Source organism: Phaeobacter piscinae (assembly GCF_002407245.1).
GTDB lineage: Bacteria > Pseudomonadota > Alphaproteobacteria > Rhodobacterales > Rhodobacteraceae > Phaeobacter > Phaeobacter piscinae.
In genome coordinates this window covers 1866627-1885197 of sequence record NZ_CP010681.1, presented here as the reverse complement: position 1 = coordinate 1885197, position 18571 = coordinate 1866627, and the positions used below count along the sequence as shown (strand labels likewise).

16 protein-coding genes are annotated in these 18571 nt (G+C 61.5%); 12 read left to right on the top strand and 4 right to left on the bottom strand.

Annotated elements, in window-relative coordinates:
• Positions 1–27 precede the first annotated feature (27 nt).
• From phaeop14_RS08760 to phaeop14_RS08740, 5 genes are all read left to right on the top strand, one after another.
• Complete coding sequence (locus phaeop14_RS08760) at positions 28–483, top strand: hypothetical protein (RefSeq protein WP_040181041.1); 456 nt, start codon at positions 28–30, stop codon at positions 481–483.
• 110 nt (positions 484–593) lie between these two features.
• Positions 594–1016 carry a hypothetical protein gene (locus tag phaeop14_RS08755; protein WP_096789302.1) on the top strand — a complete coding sequence of 141 codons (423 nt, stop codon included), beginning with the start codon at positions 594–596 and terminating at the stop codon, positions 1014–1016.
• 175 nt (positions 1017–1191) lie between these two features.
• Entirely contained in the window at positions 1192–1791 is a 600-nt protein-coding gene (locus phaeop14_RS08750) for a superoxide dismutase (protein ID WP_040170796.1), read from the top strand.
• Between the two features lie 155 nt (positions 1792–1946).
• Positions 1947–2147 carry a hypothetical protein gene (locus tag phaeop14_RS08745; RefSeq protein WP_040170798.1) on the top strand — a complete coding sequence of 67 codons (201 nt, stop codon included), beginning with the start codon at positions 1947–1949 and terminating at the stop codon, positions 2145–2147.
• Entirely contained in the window at positions 2147–2599 is a 453-nt protein-coding gene (locus phaeop14_RS08740) for a host attachment family protein (RefSeq protein ID WP_024096933.1), read from the top strand. Before phaeop14_RS08745 ends, phaeop14_RS08740 begins: the two co-directional genes overlap by 1 nt.
• A 111-nt stretch (positions 2600–2710) precedes the next feature.
• On the opposite strand, the gene phaeop14_RS08735 is transcribed toward phaeop14_RS08740, so the two are convergent.
• Entirely contained in the window at positions 2711–3253 is a 543-nt protein-coding gene (locus phaeop14_RS08735) for an LOG family protein (protein ID WP_096789301.1), read from the bottom strand.
• 165 nt (positions 3254–3418) lie between these two features.
• Here phaeop14_RS08735 and phaeop14_RS08730 point away from each other — a divergent pair, with 165 nt between their 5' ends.
• Both phaeop14_RS08730 and phaeop14_RS08725 read left to right on the top strand, forming a co-directional pair.
• Positions 3419–5113, top strand: coding sequence for a LysM peptidoglycan-binding domain-containing protein (locus phaeop14_RS08730; protein WP_096789300.1), 1695 nt, complete (start codon positions 3419–3421; stop codon positions 5111–5113).
• A gap of 135 nt (positions 5114–5248) precedes the next feature.
• Positions 5249–7057, top strand: a complete 1809-nt coding sequence (locus phaeop14_RS08725) for an ABCB family ABC transporter ATP-binding protein/permease (RefSeq protein ID WP_096789299.1) — start codon at positions 5249–5251, stop codon at positions 7055–7057.
• 47 nt (positions 7058–7104) lie between these two features.
• On the opposite strand, the gene phaeop14_RS08720 is transcribed toward phaeop14_RS08725, so the two are convergent.
• The 3 genes from phaeop14_RS08720 to phaeop14_RS08710 all read right to left on the bottom strand — a co-directional run bounded on the left by phaeop14_RS08720 (position 7105) and on the right by phaeop14_RS08710 (position 12512).
• On the bottom strand, positions 7105–7332 hold the full coding sequence (locus tag phaeop14_RS08720; RefSeq protein ID WP_024096937.1) for a hypothetical protein: 228 nt from the start codon (positions 7330–7332) through the stop codon (positions 7105–7107).
• Between the two features lie 90 nt (positions 7333–7422).
• Complete coding sequence (locus tag phaeop14_RS08715) at positions 7423–11226, bottom strand: efflux RND transporter permease subunit (protein ID WP_096789298.1); 3804 nt, start codon at positions 11224–11226, stop codon at positions 7423–7425.
• Positions 11223–12512 (bottom strand): efflux RND transporter periplasmic adaptor subunit, encoded by a 1290-nt coding sequence (locus tag phaeop14_RS08710; protein ID WP_040181035.1) that lies wholly within the window; start codon positions 12510–12512, stop codon positions 11223–11225. Before phaeop14_RS08710 ends, phaeop14_RS08715 begins: the two co-directional genes overlap by 4 nt.
• A 297-nt stretch (positions 12513–12809) precedes the next feature.
• On the opposite strand from phaeop14_RS08710, the gene phaeop14_RS08705 reads away from it, so the two are divergent.
• The 5 genes from phaeop14_RS08705 (at position 12810) to phaeop14_RS08685 (ending at position 18521) form a co-directional block, all read left to right on the top strand.
• Positions 12810–13481 carry a hypothetical protein gene (locus phaeop14_RS08705; RefSeq protein ID WP_096789297.1) on the top strand — a complete coding sequence of 224 codons (672 nt, stop codon included), beginning with the start codon at positions 12810–12812 and terminating at the stop codon, positions 13479–13481.
• Between the two features lie 66 nt (positions 13482–13547).
• Positions 13548–14870: a PQQ-like beta-propeller repeat protein gene (locus phaeop14_RS08700; RefSeq protein ID WP_096789296.1), complete on the top strand. Its 1323-nt coding sequence runs from the start codon at positions 13548–13550 to the stop codon at positions 14868–14870.
• Positions 14871–14969: 99 nt separating this feature from the next.
• Positions 14970–16430 (top strand): ribosome biogenesis GTPase Der, encoded by a 1461-nt coding sequence (der, locus tag phaeop14_RS08695; protein ID WP_040169646.1) that lies wholly within the window; start codon positions 14970–14972, stop codon positions 16428–16430.
• A gap of 331 nt (positions 16431–16761) precedes the next feature.
• Complete coding sequence (locus tag phaeop14_RS08690; RefSeq protein WP_096789295.1) at positions 16762–17775, top strand: fatty acid desaturase; 1014 nt, start codon at positions 16762–16764, stop codon at positions 17773–17775.
• Positions 17772–18521, top strand: a complete 750-nt coding sequence (locus tag phaeop14_RS08685; protein ID WP_096789294.1) for a helix-hairpin-helix domain-containing protein — start codon at positions 17772–17774, stop codon at positions 18519–18521. Before phaeop14_RS08690 ends, phaeop14_RS08685 begins: the two co-directional genes overlap by 4 nt.
• The last annotated feature ends 50 nt before the right edge of the window (positions 18522–18571 follow it).

Sequence of the window (18571 nt, the reverse complement as noted above, 5' to 3'; positions counted from 1 at the left end):
CGCAGCCCTGGCTGTTGGGAGGTCGAAATGTCTAAGGTCGGTGACCTGTTTGTTCCAAGGGCCCGGGTACTCGGTCTTGTGGCCGGGTTTGCGCTTGGGGCAGGTCTGGCGACACCGGCTATGGCGCTTTCAGGCGTGTATACCTGCACAGTTAAATCACTGTCGGGCCGAGGCTGGATCCCGCCACAGATCAGCTTGCATTTTCACGATGAATGGACGGCAGAAGTGGTGCATACCGGCAATGTCAGCGCTTTGTCTGGGCGCCCGTTGAAAGCAGGATTTTTCCGGGTGAGTGATGTATCCTTTCGCCTTAGCTGGATGGTCATCAGTGCGTCTGTCGGAAATGGGTCCGAAGCGGTGAATACCCATTATCGTGCCGTGTTCAACACCCAGAACAAGAAACTCTCGGTACAGGTTATCTCTCTCGACAGCAGGGCAAAACCACCGCGCGGGATTGGTCAATGTGTCCAAGTGACCAGTTAGCTGATGATGTCGAAATTGCGCCGTAACGATAGCCGTTGACAATCTGAGATGCAACTGTCAGGCGAGTGTCTGATTTTGTATACGTCCAGAAGAGAGCGCAGGCTTTACCAATGAAAACACTGATCAAAACCGCCGCCGTCCTCGGCACCCTGTGTGCTGCAACGCCTGTCGCGGCGGCGCCGGTGACTTATGATTGCACCCTCCAGTCTTATGAGAAACATGGCTGGATCGCGTCGCGCGTTCTTGTTTTTGTAGACCACGACGAAAAAGTCAGTGGCGTGATGGATGGCATTATTGCCAGTCGTCAGAAAACCCCGATGATTGTGCCTTATGATCAGCGCTCTAAGCAGCGGTTGAAGTTGAAGTGGACCCTGAAAAACTTGGGTTCGAGCCAAGGATCAACCAAAGTCACATATTCCGCGACCATGGACGAGCCGCGTATGAAGTTGTCGATTTCTGCCCGTGTGCATGGCGCAGATAACCGCCCCTCCGGCAGCGGCCCTTGCAAGCGCAGCGACATCAAGCTGAATTGACGTGAAGGCGCGCCAATGGCGCAGCTTAGCGGATCGTGTGGCAAGGTCTCAGGCAGCGGTGTCTTGCAAAATGCTGCGGATATTTTTTGGTGTTTCCCCGGCTTGGTCTTGACCAGAGGGGACACCAGCCGCATGTATCTGCCTAGAAACGCAACAGATACTACAGGGGGCCCAGATGGCTTTTGAACTTCCCGATCTTCCTTACGCCCATGACGCGCTGGCATCCAAAGGCATGTCCGCCGAAACACTGGAATATCACCACGACCTGCACCACAAGGCTTATGTCGACAACGGCAACAAGCTGATCGCGGACACCGAGTGGGATGGCAAATCGCTGGAAGAGATCATCAAGGGCACCTATGACGCCAATGCAGTTGCCCAGAGCGGTATCTTCAACAACATCTCCCAGCTGTGGAACCACAACCAGTTCTGGGAAATGATGGGCCCGGGCGAAAGCAAGATGCCGGGCGAGCTGGAAAAAGCGCTGGTAGACAGCTTCGGCTCGGTTGACAAATTCAAGGATGAGTTTTCCGCCGCGGGCGCCGGTCAGTTCGGCTCTGGCTGGGCCTGGCTGGTCAAGGACACCGATGGTGGCCTGAAAGTGACCAAGACCGAAAACGGCGTGAACCCCGTTTGCTTTGGTCAGACGGCACTGCTGGGTTGCGATGTGTGGGAGCATTCCTACTACATCGATTTCCGCAACAAGCGTCCGGCCTATCTGACCAACTTCCTCGACAATCTGGTCAACTGGGAAAACGTTGCATCGCGCATGTGATACTTGCGTAAGTGATAGCTGCGCAGCAATCAGAAATTTGGCCTCGTCCACGATCGGGCGGGGCCTTTTTTTGTGCCGGGACCATGGCATCCAGCGGAACAAATCCCCGCGCTCAGTGGTTGTGTTTGTGAACCCAAAACAGATGGAGGACCGACATGGCAGACCGCGTCAGATCAAAAGATGGCCGTCAGGAGACCAAGGAGATTCTTGGCGCTGAGGGCAAGGTATCGCATGGCGGGCGCACCGGTGGTCGACTGGCCCGGGAGGTCGCGACCGAGGATGAGGAAAAACGCGCCATGGAACGCCCAGCAGGTGCAACACGGGTGACCAAATCCAACGAGCAGGAGGATCAATAATGGCACAGCTTGACCACGGCACCTTTGTGTTGGTGACCGACAGTGAGAAGGCATTGCTGCTACAGAACACCACCGATGCGCAGAATCCACATTTGGAGGTGCGCCGCAAGGAAGAGCAGGACAATCCGTCTGACATTGACCAATCCGCCAATCGGCCCGGTCGCATGCATGATGGTGGCCCCGGCCAGCGTTCGGCACTGGATGATACCGACTGGCATGAGTTGGCCAAGGAGCGATTTGCCGACGACATTGCCGATCTGCTCTATGAACGGGCGCATAAGGGCAAGCTGGGGAACATCGTGCTGGTGGCCTCGCCGCAGGTTCTGGGCAATCTGCGCGGCAAGCTGCACAAGGAAGTGCAGGATCTGGTCACGGCGGAAATTCCCAAGACGCTGACCAATCACCCGATTGATGAGATTGAGAAGATTGTGCAGCAGGAGCTGGCTGCCTGATTGGTGCCAAGCGACCGGCGAAATATGAATTTAGAAAACGCGGTGCTGTGAGGCGCCGCGTTTTTTTGCGTCTCGCAGCGGTTCGTGCTGCGATCTCGCAGGGTCTGGGCATCAGCCGCGCAGGGTTGCCAGCGCATCCTCAACAGTGCTGACCCAGGTGAGCGCCTCTGTGGTTTCCCTGCCGGCAAAGCCTTCGGCCACCACATGCTCGACCAAGGCCTTCAGCGGATCCCAGTAGCCATCGATATTGAGGATCAGGATCGGCTTTCCATGCAATTCCAGCTGGCGCCAGGTCAGTGCTTCGAACAACTCGTCCAGCGATCCGGCGCCGCCGGGCAGGACCACCACCGCATCGGCATTATAGAGCATCACTTTCTTGCGCTCATGCATGGTCTCGGTGACCACATAGGTGTTAAGATCGGTCTTGGCGACCTCGCGGCGGACCAGATGCTCGGGGATGACGCCGAAGGTGTGCCCGCCTGCGGCCTGCGCCGCACGTGCGACCCGGCCCATCAGACCGACATCACCGGCGCCGTAGACCAATCGCTGACCCTGCGCCGCTAGCCCGGTGCCGAGCGCCTCGGCGGCCTCGGCATAGGCGGGGCGGATCCCGTCGCGCGATCCACAATACACACAGACGGAATGAATACGCATGGCAGTCACCTTTTTTGTTGTGTTCGGAGGGGAAATAAGTCGTCCTTTGGTCCCTGATAGCGGCATTGAATGGCTGGCTCAAGCAAGCGGGGGGCACATCCCGCAGGATCGACAGCGACGGCGCCTAGGAAGGGGGCTGTCGAGGGTCGGAAGGGAAGGAACAGAATGACGGATGTAACGGGCAAAGGCGGGCTGTCCGCAACCGCCATCGGTGGGGTTGCGGCGGTGGTCGTGGTGCTGGGCGGGGTGATTTTTCTGCAATGGGGCGCCTCGGAGCAGACAGAGGCGCCGGGCAGCACTGCGGGCACGGGGGACAGCGCGGTTATTTCGCCTTCGGCCAGCTCCGATGGCGTGCGCGGGGTGCCTGTCCCCGCCAATGAGGCCCCGGTTGCGCAGACCCCCGCCGTGACTGCGGAGGCAGACAGCGCTGACGCCGCTGCATCCGATGGCGAGGGTATTGCGGAGGACGTGGCCGGCGGTGATGCCTCAGCGCAGGCTGTGACGGATGCGGGAGATGACAAGGATGTTGCGCTGGCCCTGAATGCGCCGCAGATGGATCTGGCGCGGTTTGAGACCGACGGCAGCGGCATGGTGGCGGGGCGGGCGACGCCCGGTGCGGTCGTATCGCTGTTGCTGGACGGGGTTGTGGTGGAGCGGCTGACGGTGCCCTCCGATGGCAGTTTTGTGCTGTTCACCACCGTTGCCCCGTCGACCCGCCCGCAGGTGATTTCATTGGAGGCGGCGCTGGGGGAGGCGGTTCTGCCTTCGGATGCGCAGTTTATTCTGGCCCCCGTGGTCCCCGTGGCCCCGGTTGAGGTGGCGGAGGCCCCGGTTACTGAGCGGCAGGTGGCGGACGAGGCGGCGGCCGGCGCGCAAGCAACAGACCTTGCATCGGCGGCGGCTCCGGAGGGGGATCGTCCTGCTGCCGGTACGGCTGATGCGGACACCAAACTCTCCGAAGCGCAGGAGCCCCGCGGCAGTGACGTTGCAGCGGATGCGCCAGATCAGGCCATCGCTCAGACGGATGTGGCGGACAGCGACGCAGAGGGTACTGCCGTCGTGGCTGCTGCCGGAGACGCTTCTGAGGTGACGCAGGAGGAGACGGTGACAGCCGCCAACGACATACCGGCGGCGGAGACGCAGGCTGTCCCTGCCACGGATGACAACCGCGATGAGGCGCAGGACGCAGCGGCTGTGCAGGCTGCGGAGAGTGATGCGGCGCAATCAGATGACGTCGCGGCGACAGCGCCGGAAACCGCGACAGAGGCGGCGCCGGAGCAGAGGGCGGTGCTGCGCTCTGATGCCAGCGGTGTGACGCTGGTACAGCCGCCGACGCCAAGCCTGGCCGAGGCACCACAGACCGTGGCACTGGATACCATCTCCTACGATGCGGAGGGCGCCGTGGTGCTAAGCGGCCGGGTGCGCTCCGATGCGGTGGTGCGCGCCTATCTGGACAATGCGGCGGTTGCCGATCTGCCGGTGGACGAGGAAGGGCGCTGGTCCGGCGTCCTGCCGGATGTAGCGCCGGGGATTTACGCGCTGCGGCTGGATGCGTTGGACACCGACGGCAAGGTGCTGAGCCGTCTTGAGACCCCGTTCAAACGGGAGGCACCAGAGGTTTTGCAGCCACCGGTCGAGGCGGCCGCCACAGGTACCACAGCACCGGATGCAGCCCCCACCGGGGCGAAACCGCTGGTGCGATTGGTCACCGTACAGGAGGGCGACACCCTCTGGGCAATTTCGCGGGAGCGGTATGGCGACGGGCTGCTCTATGTGCGGGTGTTTGATGCCAACCGACAGGCGATCCGGGACCCGGATCTGATTTACCCCGGTCAGGTATTCTCCGTCCCGGTGCAGTAAGACCATAGCCTGATCCCGCCAGGGGGCTGCATACCGTGCCGCCCCTCAGCCAGAAGATGGGCCATGATATAGTGGCTGCGCTGGTCAAAGTGCCACGCGGCCCCTATGTCAGAGGTCTTGCAGTAAGGACATGTGATGACAGACAGCGATATGACAACCGCGCAGGAGGAGCGTCGCTCCGGTCTGCGCACGTTGCGCCGTGTTTTCCCCTACCTTTGGCCCGAGGGGCAGGCCTGGGTCAAATACCGGGTTGTGGCGGCGCTGGCGGTGCTGATTTTGGCAAAGCTGGTCGCGGTTTACACGCCGATGCTCTACAAAGGCGCGGTGGACAGTCTGGCGGGCGAGGGCGTGCCGCCGTTGGCCCTGGGGGCGGTTGGCCTGACCGTGGCCTATGGGATGGCGCGGATCCTCACCACCGGGTTTCAGCAGTTGCGCGATGCGGTGTTTGCCCCGGTTGGCCAGCGCGCCCTGCGGCGTCTGGCGCTGGAAACCTTCCGCCATATTCACCGCCTGTCGATGCGCTATCACATCACCCGCAAGACTGGCGGGTTGAGCCGGATTATCGAACGCGGTGTGAAAGGCGTGGAATTCCTGCTGCGCTTCCTGCTGTTTTCCATCGGACCGCTGGTGCTGGAACTGGCGCTGGTTGCCATCATCCTCGCGGTGCTATTCGACATCTGGTATTTGGTCGTGGTGGCGGTGACGGTCGGGCTCTATGTCTGGTTCACCTTCGCGGTGACCGAATGGCGGGTGAAGCTGCGTCGGGAGATGAACAAGCAGGACACCGATGCCAATCAGAAGGCCATCGACAGCCTGCTGAATTATGAGACGGTGAAATATTTTGGCGCCGAGGATCGCGAGACCGAGCGCTATGATGTGGCCATGCGGGCTTATGCCAAGGCAGCGCTGAAGACGGCCTATTCGCTGGCATTCCTGAACTTTGGCCAGAGCCTGGTTATCACCGGCGGTTTGGTGGCAGTCATGGTGATGGCGGCAATCGGCGTGCAGCAGGGCAATCTGACGGTGGGCGATTTTGTCATGGTCAACGCCTATATGATCCAGATCACCGTGCCGCTGAACTTCCTTGGAACTGTCTACCGCGAAATCCGGCAGAGCCTGGTGGATATGGGCGAGATGTTTGATCTGATCGAACAGGACCCGGATGTGAAGGATGAGGGCAACGCCAAGGTCTTGCAGGTCAACGGCGGGGCGATCACGCTGGAGAATGTGGAGTTCGGCTATGACAGCGACCGCCAGATCCTGAAGGGCGTCAGCTTTGACGTGGCGGCAGGGCAGACGGTGGCCATCGTCGGGTCCACCGGGTCGGGCAAATCCACCATCGGGCGGCTGTTGTTCCGGTTTTATGACGTGACGCGCGGCGCGCTGCGCATCGACGGGCACGATGTGCGCGAGGTCACGCAAAAGAGCCTGCACGCCGCGATTGGCGTGGTGCCGCAGGATACCGTGCTGTTCAATGATACCATCCGCTACAACATCGCCTATGGCCGCGCTGGGGCCACTCAGGAGGAGGTCGAACAGGCCGCACGCGATGCGCAGATCCACGACTTCATCATGCGGCTGCCAGAGGGCTATGAGACGCAGGTCGGCGAGCGCGGGCTGAAGCTGTCGGGCGGTGAGAAGCAGCGGGTGGGCATCGCGCGGACGCTGCTGAAGAACCCGCCGATCCTGCTGCTGGATGAGGCGACATCGGCGCTGGACAGCGATACCGAGCAGGAGATCAAGGAGGCGCTGTCACGGGCCGGGCAGGGGCGCACGGTGATCACCATCGCGCATCGGCTGAGCACGGTGGCGGAGGCTGACCAGATCATTGTGCTGGAACAGGGCGAGATCGCCGAACAGGGCACCCATGAGGATCTGCTGGCCAAGGACGGGCGCTACGCGCATCTGTGGCAGCGCCAGCAGTCGGATCAGGACGCGGCGTAGCCGTTGCCTTCTGGATATCCGCTATTACGGGGTCTGTGTTTGCGCGTCTAACCGCTGACGTAGACCCCGTCCTTGGGTTTGTAGAAAATCTTCTGATTATGTAGCCGTCCGAGCAGATCATGGATCTGGCGCAGGCTGTCCTCGCGGCTGTGACCGGCGATGCCCTGTGCCTGCTGGTTGGCATCGGCGAGGCTGTCGCGGGTGCGTTGCAGCGCGGCCTCGATCAGGTCGACATCGGCGATGGTCAATTCAAACATATCGTTGAAATCGGGCATGGGCTGGGTCCTTTCTGCTGGGGTGGCTCCGGCGGTGGTGATCTGCCTGCTGAAACGAACAACGCCCCGCGAGGGCGGGGCGTTGTCATGTTATTCAGCGGCGCGAAGCGGTGTTGACGGCGGAGTTTCGCGGTCGTCGCGCGTGGTGGTCTTGGCCGGGGGGCTGTCCGGGTTCGGTTCAGCCTCCCACAGGATTTCCGTGGTGGGCAGGGTGCGGGCCTTGGTGGCCAGCCGCATATCCCGGGCAATCCGGCTGGACCGGCCACGGGTGAGCCGGGCCAGCAAGCGGCCGAGCGCGCCCAGGTAGATTCGCAGCCAGACCCGAATCGCCAGCAGCGACGGCGTGACCAGCAGCGTCAGGACCGTAGCAATGCCAAGACCGAAGACCACCGCCGTAGCCAGCTGTTTCCACCACAGCGAGGTCGGGCTGTCGATCGAGTAGCCGCCATTGATGAAGTCGAGGCTGAGCCCGAACATCATCGGCGCAAGACCTGCCATCGTGGTGATGGTGGTCAGGAGAACCGGGCGGATGCGGGCCTCGGCGGTGCGAATGATCGCCTCGATCCGCGGCATCTTCTGGGCGTATTCCTGATAGGTGTCGATCAGAACGATATTGTTGTTCACCACGATCCCAGCGAGCGCGACGATACCGGTGCCGGTCATGATGATCGAGAACGGCTGCTGCATCACCATCATGCCGATCAGCACGCCGGTGGTGGAGAGCACCACCGCCAGGAGCACCAGCACCGAGTTGTAGAAGCTGTTGAACTGGGCCAGCAGGATCACGAACATCAACGCCAAGGCACCGGCAAAGGCTTTCATCAGGAAGGCACCGGATTCGGCCTGTTCTTCCTGATCACCGGTCCATTCCCATGTGATGTCCTTGGGCAGCGGGTCGGTGTTCAACCATTCTGTCAGGGCGGCGATGCGTTCATTGGCATTGAGGGCGACAACGCGGGCGTCATCGTCCAGCGCGGTCTGCACCGCCTCAAGACTATCGGCGCTGGCGAGGCTGCGCAGCTTCAGCGGCGCACCGCTTGGTCCGGTCAGGTCGCTGGCGCTGGTGTCGCTGCCCTCGGCGAAGGATTTCACATAGGCCAGCGTCTGGTCTTCACCGCTGTCTCCGCCGGTGGTGATCACCTTCGAAAGGCCGGGTTCGATATCCGCCTTCACGTCATAATAGCGCTGCTGTTGGACACGGCTAATCTTCTCCAGCTTTGGCACCGGCTGGCGTGAGATGAAGTTGGACAGAGGCACAAGGCCGTCCTCGGTGCGCAGTTTCATCACATCAAGGGTGGAGAGGACGCGGTCCTCCTCCGGCAGGCGGACGCGGATTTCGATTTCCTCATCCGAGCTGTCGACGCGCATGGTATCTAGAAGAATCCCGCGGGTGACCAGCTGCACCATGGCGCCAACGGTGGCGACATCGGCGCCGTAGCGGCCGGCCTTTTCGACGTCGACGTCGATCTGCCAGTCAATGCCGGGCAGGGGCAGACTGTCCTCGATCAGATCCAGACCGGGGGTTTCATCAAACCGGGCGCGGGCGGTCTGCGTGGCGGCGGTCAGCGTGTCCCAGCTGTCGCCCTTCAGGCGCAGATGGATCGGCTTACCAGAGGCAGGCCCCTGCGCCAGTGCGCGGATCTCAGCCTCAAAACCGGGCAGTTTAGCCAGTTCGGCGTTGATCTCCTCAATCACGGTGTCGCCGTCGAAATCGGTCGCTGTGACCTCACGGGTGAACCAGCCGTTGAACCAGGTTTCAGTCTGGGTCGGGCGATCCTCCCAGGGGATGATCTCGAACTGCACCTGACCTACGGTGTCGGGCGGTGTCTGCGCGCCGGAGGCATCGGTGTTCAGCCCGCCTTCACCCGCGAAGGAGAAGACATTGACCACCGCGGGATGCGACAGGATGACCTGTTCGGTCTGGCGCACCATCTCGTCCTCTTCCATCAGTGAGGTATTGCCGCGCGCCCGGACATAGGCGGTGGCCTGTTCCGGTTCGGATTCGACAAAGAACTCAACGCCGTAGTTGTTGGTCGAGAACAGTGTGAAAACTGTCATGATGGAGAAGGCAACAGCCCCGATCGCAACAAGAGGCATCACCGGATTGCCGACGATGAACTTAATGAAATGGCCGAAAGGAGTGTGCGTGTAACCCGCTTTGACGGATGTTTCCCGGCGGCGCAGGCTGGCCGCCCCCAATGTGACGGAGGCGCCGAAGGACGCCAGCACAAATATCAGTGCGCCAAACACTAGTGCAGCCCCATCCGGCACTTCCGAAGGCAGCAGGTAGCCGCCGTTCAGCATCTGCATTGCGCCTGCAAACATGCCCCAGAGCATCACGGGCACCAGCGCCGCGCGCAGCCACCAGGGCGCAACGGCGCGCAACCCATCGGAGAGGTTCTCGAACAGGCGGCTCATCCGGCCGGTGACACCGCCCATGACGGGCAGGTAGATCAGCGCCACCACCAGCGACGCCGACAGAACAAAGATCAGGGTGACCGGCAGCATGCCCATGAATTCACCGGGAACGCCGGGCCAGAACAGCATCGGCAGGAACGCACAGAGCGTGGTCGCGGTGGAGGAGACCACCGGCCAGAACATGCGCTGCGCCGCCTCGACATAGGCGTGCATCGGGCCGGTGCCTTCCTTGATGCGTTTGTCCGCATATTCGACCACCACGATGGCGCCATCCACCAGCATGCCCACCGCGAGGATCAGACCAAACATCACGATGTTGGAAATGCTGATCCCCATCACAGCCAGCAGCGCAAAGCACAGCAGGAAGGAGGTCGGGATCGCAAAGCCGACCAGCAGGGCCGCCCGGCTGCCAAGCGCCGACAGCACCACAATCATCACCAGCGCGACGGCGGTCAGAACCGAGCCTTCCAGCTGACCGACCATGGAGGCCACGACGCGGCTTTGGTCATTTGAGGTGCCGACGGAGACGGCTGCTGTCAATTCCGGCGGCCATTTGGTTTTTGCTTCAGCCAGCGTTTCCTTCACCAGATCAACAGTGTCGATCAGGTTGTAGCCTTTCCGCTTCACCACCTGCAGGGCAACGGTATCCTCACCGTTGAACCGGGCAGTGCCGCGACGGTCCTCGAAGGTGAAGTTGATGGTTGCCAGTTCGCCAAGCGTGACCACGCGGTCGCCATTGGTCTTGATCGGCAGCTCATAGATATCACGCACGTCGTCAAAGGAGGAGGGGATCTTCACTGAGAAGCTGCCCTGATTGCTCTCGACCTCGCCCGCCGCGATCAGTTGGTTGTTGTTCTGCACAACGGTGATCAGCTCAAGCGCCGTGACGTTGTAAGCCTCCAGCCGCAGGGGGTCGATCAGCACCTCGACCATTTCGTCGCGATTGCCGGCGATCCCGGCCTCAAGCACCGGCTCCAAGGCCTCAAGATCGTCCTGCAAATCCTTGGCGATCCGCGCCATTGTGCGTTCCGGCACGGCGCCGGTCAGGTTGACAATGACGATGGGGAATTCGGAGAAGTTGATCTCGTTGATCGAATATTTCTCAGCCCCCTCGGGGAAATCCGCCTCGGCGGCGTCCATCGCATCGCGGACGTCGGCCATGATGGCGGTCTTGTCCCAGCCAAAGTCAAACTCAAGCGCCACGCCGCCATAGCCTTCGGCGGCGGTGGAGGACATTTTGTCGAGCCCGTCCAGATCGGCCAGCTCGGTCTCCATCACCTTGACCAGCAACGTTTCGGCATCCTCGGCAGAGATGCCGGGGAAGGGGACGGAGATGAACAGGGCCGGAATTTCGATGTCCGGCTCACCCTCTTTCGGGAGGCTGGCATAGGCAAAGCCGCCGACCAGCAGCGAAATGGCAATGAATGCCAGGATCATACGGGCCCGTTCTGCTGCCCAGCTGACGATACCGGTCATTGGGATACCTCTTTAAACGTGGGCGCAACAGAAACGCCCGCAACAACAAAATCCTGTCCAACGACGATCACATCGGCCTGTTCCGGCAGACCGCCCACCCAGACGCCGCTGGCTTCGTCGCGCAGCAGCTGGATGGGGTAAAACCCGACGGTCATGTCGTCTTTTACCACACGCACACCCAATTGACCGTCGTTATTCAGGGTCAGCGCCGACTGTGGCAGGTAATGCGCTTTGGCGCCCTCGGCTGAGATCACGATATCGGCGGTCTGGCCGTCGCGGATCGCAAGATCCGGATTGGGCACGGTGATTTCCACCTCGAAGGTGCGCGTGGTCGGATCGGCGGAGCGGCTGATAAAGGTGACCTTGCCCTCAACATTGCGACCATTGGCCAGTTCCGCCCGCGCGCCTGCCCCGATGGTGACGCGGTTCACCTCAGTTTCGGGCACATAGCCGACCAGCTTGATGGTCTCCAGCTGGATCACCGTCGCGCAGAGGCTGCCGGGTTGCATCAGGCTGCCCAGCTCGGCGGTATCGCTTTCCAGCAGCCCGTCGAAGGGGGCCAGAATGTCCAGACGCGCCAGTTCCTTTTCAGCGGCGGCAACCTGGGCAGAGGCAGATTCGATGCCGGCGCTGGTGGTTTGCAGCCCAGTTTCCGCCGTGGCGACGCCAGCCACCGCCGAGCGCTCAGCGGCCTGCGCAGAGGCCAGGCGGGTTTCAGAGGCAAAGCCACCTTCGGAGAGTTTGGCGGCTGCTGTCAGGTTGATCTGCGCTTCCTTGAGGCGGGCGCGGGCCTCGTCCAGGCGGGCCTGCGCCTCGGGAACGCGGATTTTTGCCTCGCTCAGTCGGGCCTTGGCCTCCAACAGCGTGGAGGGGCGGGTGCCGGGATCCAGCTTGCACAAAAGATCGCCTGCCTTCACCTGCGCCCCCTTGCGCAACGGTTCTGACAGCACGGTGGAGGTGGTTTCGGAGCGGACTTCGACTTGGCGGATCGCTTGTGTTTGCCCGCGCAGGACAACCGCGCTGTCGATGCCACGGGCGGTGCTGCGCAGGGCGACCACGCCGACGCCTGAATTGCCGGTCTTGTCAGCGCTGGCGGCCTGCGGGGCCGCAGTCGCTGCCGCTGCCGCTGCGGCGGGTGTTTCGGTCGGTTCGGAGGCATCAGCGGATGCGGTCTCATCGCTGAGCTGCTCGCCACGGGCAAAGGCCAAAAGCGCATCCCGCTCAATCACGGCATAATACAGGCCTGCCGTCACAACAGCAGCAGTCATCAGGGGAATTACACGCATCTTGGGCCTTCCTAAGTCATAGTCATCCCGTCCGGGAAATATAGAGCCACTCAACAATCATACCATTAATGGGCATATTCGGGCGAACTGGCGCCAAGTGATATGGGTGATATAGGTATTGTCCATACTAAACTCTGTAGTTCAGTTCACATTTTTTGCCTTTTTGGAGCAGTTTGTGGCCGTGCCGGGGTGTCAGGGCCACTTGGCTTGGCACCGGTTGCACTGTAAGAGAAGCAGAACACAGGAAACTTTCCGGCAACTGCGGGGGCGGTTGCGGGATCTGCCAGGGACATTTTCATGAGCGACACCGACAGCTTTATCGATGAGGTGACAGAAGAGGTCCGCCGCGATCGCCTGTTCAAGATGCTCAAACGTTATGGCTGGATTGGCGGCGTTGCGGTGGTGCTGATCGTGGGCGGGGCGGCCGTGCGCGAATTTAACCGCGCCCAGACCGAAGCCGCATCGCAGGCGCTCGGCGATCAGATGATTGCAGCGCTGGACAGCGATGACAGTGCGGCACGGGCGACAGCCCTGGATGCAATCACCGCTGAGACCGCAGGTGGGGATACGGTTCTGAAGCTGTTGCAGGCGGGCGCCTTGGCAGATGCCGGAGACCGTGCGGCGGCTGTTGAGCGGCTGAATGCGGTTGCGCGCAACGGTGAGATGCCCCTGATCTATCGTCATATTGCAACGTTCAAGGCGCTTGGCTTGCAGCAGGAGAGCCTGCCAGCGGCAGATCGCCGGATCCAGTTCGAGGCGCTGGCCCAACCCGGCGCGCCGCTGGCGCTGCTGGCACAGGAACAGCTGGCACTTATTGATATCGAAGAGAACAACACTGACGCCGCCATTTCGCGGTTGCAGGAGATTATTGCCTCCGCCGGTGTCACCTCGGACTTGAAAGACCGTGCTTCGCAAGTGATTGTGGCGCTTGGGGGAGCGCTGGAGCCGGTGTCGGCGACAGAAGGCTGAGATCAATTCGGCGCTGATGGGCGCCACGATAGCGTGCAGTACAAAGTGCAGTAATGGGGCAGGGCAATGACGGCAGTAACAAGCTTTTGGAGCGCGAGGGGCATTCTGACGGGGACCGCATTGGCGTTGGTCCTGTCCGCCTGCGCCGAGCCTGAGGTCATCCTGCGCGGCGAGCGTCTGGATCTGCGCGACGACAGCGTCACGGTTGTCAGCAATGAGACCCGCGCCATTGCGTTGCCTGCAACGCGCAACAACGCCAGCTGGCCACAGGGGCCGGGCGTTGAAGGGCTGCGCCCTACACATCCGGCGCTGGCCGCTGCGCCGCGCGCAATCTGGGCCACCTCGATCGGCGACGGTGACAGCCGCCGCCAGCGCATCACCGCGACACCGGTTGTGGGCGATGGGCGTATCTACACGCTGGACAGCGGCGCCAAGGTTTCGGCCGTCAGCCCTACCGGGGCGTTGCAGTGGCAAAGCGAACTGTTGCCTGCGTCTGACAGCTCAGGGCAGGCCACAGGTGGCGGTTTGGCCTATGACGGTGGCGTGCTTTATGTCTCGTCCGGCTATGGCGTGCTGACCGCGCTGGATGCGGCTAGCGGAGCAACCATCTGGCGGCAGGAGCTGGAGGCCACCGGCTCCGGTCAACCCACGGTGCGCGACGGTCTGGTCTATCTGGTGGCCGGAGATGATACCGGCTGGGCGGTGCATGCCAAGGATGGCCGGATTGCCTGGCAGGTTCAGGCCACCCCCAGCCCCTCGAACATTCTGGGCGCACCGGCGCCTGCGGTCACCTCTGATCTGGCGATCTTCGCCTTTGGCTCGGGTGATCTGACCGCGACCTTCCGCAAGGGCGGCCTGCGGCGCTGGAACGCCTCCGTGGCGGGTAAGCGGATTGGCCGGACCATTTCCCGCATCAGCGATGTCACCGGCGCGCCTGTAGTGTCCGGCAATCGGATGTATGTGGGCAACCAGTCCGGGCGAACAGCGGCTTTTGACCTTGGCAGCGGTGATCGGCTGTGGACTGCGCCCCATGGGGCGGTGGATCCGGTCTGGGCGGTTTCGGGCAATGTGTTCCTGATCAGCGACCTTGGCCAATTGGTGCGGCTGGATGCGGACAGTGGCGCAGCTGTCTGGGCGACGGATCTGCCCGGATACCTCAAGGATAAACCCCGCAAACGCGGCGCAGTGGTGGCCCATCACGGGCCGGTTCTGGCCGGTGGTCAGGTGGTGGTGGCCTCCAACGACGGGCTGTTGCGCTTCTTCAGCCCCGAAAGCGGCGCGTTGCTGCGCAGCGTGGCGGTGCCCGGCGGCGCCAGCACCGCGCCTGTTGTGGCGAATGGCACGCTTTATGTTGTGTCCACCAAGGGGCAATTGCACGCTTTCCGATAGCGCTTTGATGCGGTAGGAGAGGCATAAACAGCGATGCGCTCTGGCAGGGCGCGCGCAGATGCGCTATGGGGCGCGTCTGAATCGCAGAAAGTTGGTCTGATGTCTTTTACCCTCGCTATTGTGGGCCGCCCGAATGTGGGCAAATCCACATTGTTCAATCGTCTCGTCGGCAAGCGGCTGGCGCTGGTGGATGACCAGCCCGGCGTCACGCGCGATCTGCGCGAAGGGGAAGCGCGTCTCGGCGATCTGCGCTTTACCGTGGTGGACACTGCCGGTCTGGAAGATGCCACCGACAACTCGCTGGAAGGGCGGATGCGCCGTCTGACCGAGCGGGCGGTTGATATGGCTGATATCTGTCTGTTCATGGTGGATGCCCGCGTTGGCGTGACCCCGGTGGACCAGATGTTTGCAGAGATCCTGCGCAAGAAATCCGCCCATGTGATTCTGGCCGCCAACAAGGCCGAGGGCAACGCCGCCGATGCCGGTGTGCTGGATGCCTGGGGCCTGGGTCTGGGGGAGCCGATCCGCCTGTCCGGTGAGCATGGCGAAGGTTTGAATGACCTATATTCGCAGCTGATGCCGCTGGCGGATGAGTTTGAAAAACGCGCCGAGGATGACAGCCCCGAGATTGACGTCGTTCTGGACGAAGACGCCGACGAAGACGATCTGTCGGTGCCGATGCCAACCCGCAACAAACCGTTGCAGGTGGCTGTTGTCGGACGTCCCAATGCGGGCAAATCCACCCTGATCAACAAGATCCTAGGCGAGGATCGCCTGCTGACCGGGCCTGAGGCCGGGATCACCCGCGATGCGATTTCGCTTCAGATCGACTGGCAGGATGTGCCGATGCGCATCTTCGATACTGCCGGCATGCGCAAGAAGGCCAAGGTGCAGGAAAAGCTGGAGAAGCTCTCCGTCTCCGACGGTCTGCGGGCGGTGAAATTTGCCGAAGTGGTGGTGGTCCTGCTGGATGCGGCGATCCCGTTTGAACAGCAGGATCTGCGGATTGCCGATCTGGCCGAGCGGGAAGGCCGCGCGGTGGTGGTTGCGGTCAACAAATGGGACATTGAGGATGAGAAGCAGGAAAAGCTGCGCAACCTCAAGGAAGCCTTTGACCGGTTGCTGCCGCAGCTACGCGGCGCGCCGCTGATCACGGTTTCGGCGAAGACTGGCAAGGGGCTGGACCGTCTGCACGCAGCGATCATGCGCGCCTATGACGTCTGGAACCGCCGGGTGCCCACCGCGGCGCTGAACCGCTGGCTGACGGGGATGTTGGAACAGCACCCGCCGCCCGCCCCGCAGGGCAAGCGGATCAAGCTGCGCTATATGACCCAAGCGAAGACCCGTCCGCCGGGCTTTGTGGTGATGTGTTCACATCCCGACAAGATGCCCGAGAGCTACAATCGCTATCTGGTCAACGGGCTGCGGCAGGATTTTGATATGCCCGGCTCGCCGATCCGTCTGACGCTGCGCTCGCAGTCGGACAAGAACCCCTACAAGGGTAAGAAAAAGGCGCCGCCGTCGAAGCTGCGCAAACATCTGGAAGGCCGCCGCAACTAAGCGCGCGCCTGTTTCTGGTTAAAATATCAGGCAGTCTCCCACCTTGGGGGCTGCCTTTTTTCATGGCTGGGGCAGGTTTGTGCCTGCGGTATCGGCAAGATTTGACCGCAAGCCATTGGCTTTGCTAGGCTTCACCATAGGTTATTGAAAGATGGGGCGCGTGCCTTGCAGAACTGGGGTGTGACTGGGCCGGGCACAGGGACCGGATCGGCACAGGCAGGGCAGACGCCGGGATATGAACCGTGACGGTTCGGGGTATCGCGAGGTTATCGGCCATGTGCTGAGGTCTGGCGTCACGGCAGTGTCACACGGCGTCTCTAGGGAACATCCCATGGATTTGAGAGCATATACGCGGACCTATTGCGAGAAAGACAACCGGCTGGCCGCGCTCAGCTATTTCGGGACATTTGCGGTCTATTTCCTCGCGCTGACGGTGGCGATCCGCCACGCGGAGCTCTGGTATCTGATGCTGCCTGCGGGGGTGGTTTTTGCCTTTGCCGCGGTGCGGCTGTACGTGCTGCAACATGATACCGGGCATCAGTCGCTGTTTGAAACGCGCCTCCAGAATGAGCTTGCCGGTCATGTGCTGTCGCCCTTCACCTTTGCCCCGTTTGAGGTGATGAAGCAAAACCACAATGAGCATCACGCCTATGTCGGCAATCTGGAGCACCGCGAATCCGGCGAGATCCACACCATGACCCTGCGCGAATGGCAGGCGGCAGGCTTGGCACAGCGGCTGGCCTATCGGCTCTATCGCAATCCGCTGGTGCTGGTGCCGTTTGGGGCGGCGTTCACCTATTTTGTCCGCTACCGCTGGCCAAAGAACACGCTGCGGTTTGGCGCCTTGGGGGTGGTTCTGCACAACGTCGTCATTCTGCTGCTGCTTGGGCTGCTTTATGCCATTGCGGGGACAACTGGCGTGCTGATCTGGCTGGGATTTTCGTTTCTCGGTGGGATGATCGGTGTGTTTCTGGTGTATCTGCAGCATAATTTTGAAGACACCTATTGGGATCGACGGCCCGACCTTAATCCGCAGGTTGCGGCGCTTCAGGGATCCTCCTGTCTTGACTTTGGCTGGTTTTTTGACTTTGCAGTCGCCAATATCACGTTGCATGACATTCACCATTTCAACGCCCGCATTCCCAGCTACCGGTTGCGCCGCTGCCACTATAATCTGCCGCCCGAGATTGCACCGCGTCGCATTGGGTTTGGCGAAGCGATCCGCGCTCTTGGGCTGAAGCTCTGGGACGAAGATCATCAGCGGCTGGTGCCATTCCCGCCGGGCAATGCGCCGGGGCAACTGGCCACGGCAGCAGGGCAAACCAATACGCAGGAGCCTTCATGACATCCATCGCCAAACTTCCCGGAGTCGGCCCCGCGCTGGCGCAGATTTTGACCGACCATGGCTGCGCTACGATTGAGGCGGTGGCGGGGAAATCGCCGCAGGAGCTGAGCAATATCCCAAGGATCGGCAAGCTGCGCGCGGCAAAGCTATCTGCAGAAGCAAAGAAGGCCCATGGGGAAACCAGCCCAATGCAAGGCAAACCTGCCCGCCGCGCAAATGGGGTCGCTCCAGCGATGCCGAATGGTGCAGCGCAGGAGAAGCCCGTTGACCACGCTGAGGCAGATAGGCTCAGCTCCGCGCTGGCCGCGGCTGAGGCTGCCCGTCGCGCCGCCGAGGCAAAGGCCGAAAAAGCTGTGCTGAAAGCCAAGAAATCCGCGAAGAAAGCCGCTGCGCTTGCTGAGGAATTTGCCGCAGCAAAGGTGAAAGCCAAGGCGAAGGCCAAGCGGGTGAAGGCCAAGGCCAAACGCGCGATTGAGAAGGAAAAGGCCAAGGCTAAGGCCATCCTTGAGGCCAAGCATAACCCGAAGAACGAGGCGCCGCCGAAAGACAGTGGGAAGAAAGACAGTGGGAAGAAAGACCACGGCAAGAAAGAAGCCTCCCCAAAGGCACCGACTAAGCAGGCGCCGACAAAGAAGGCGTCAGCCAAGAAAGACGCGGCCAAGAAATCCTTGGCCAAAAGGCAGCCTGATCCGGGTGCTGCTGCGAAACCTAAAAAAAGAAATAGGGCTGCCGGAACGCGGGGCTGAGAATAAAGAAAACCGACGCTATAAGGCGTCGGTTTTTTACTTTTTATTAA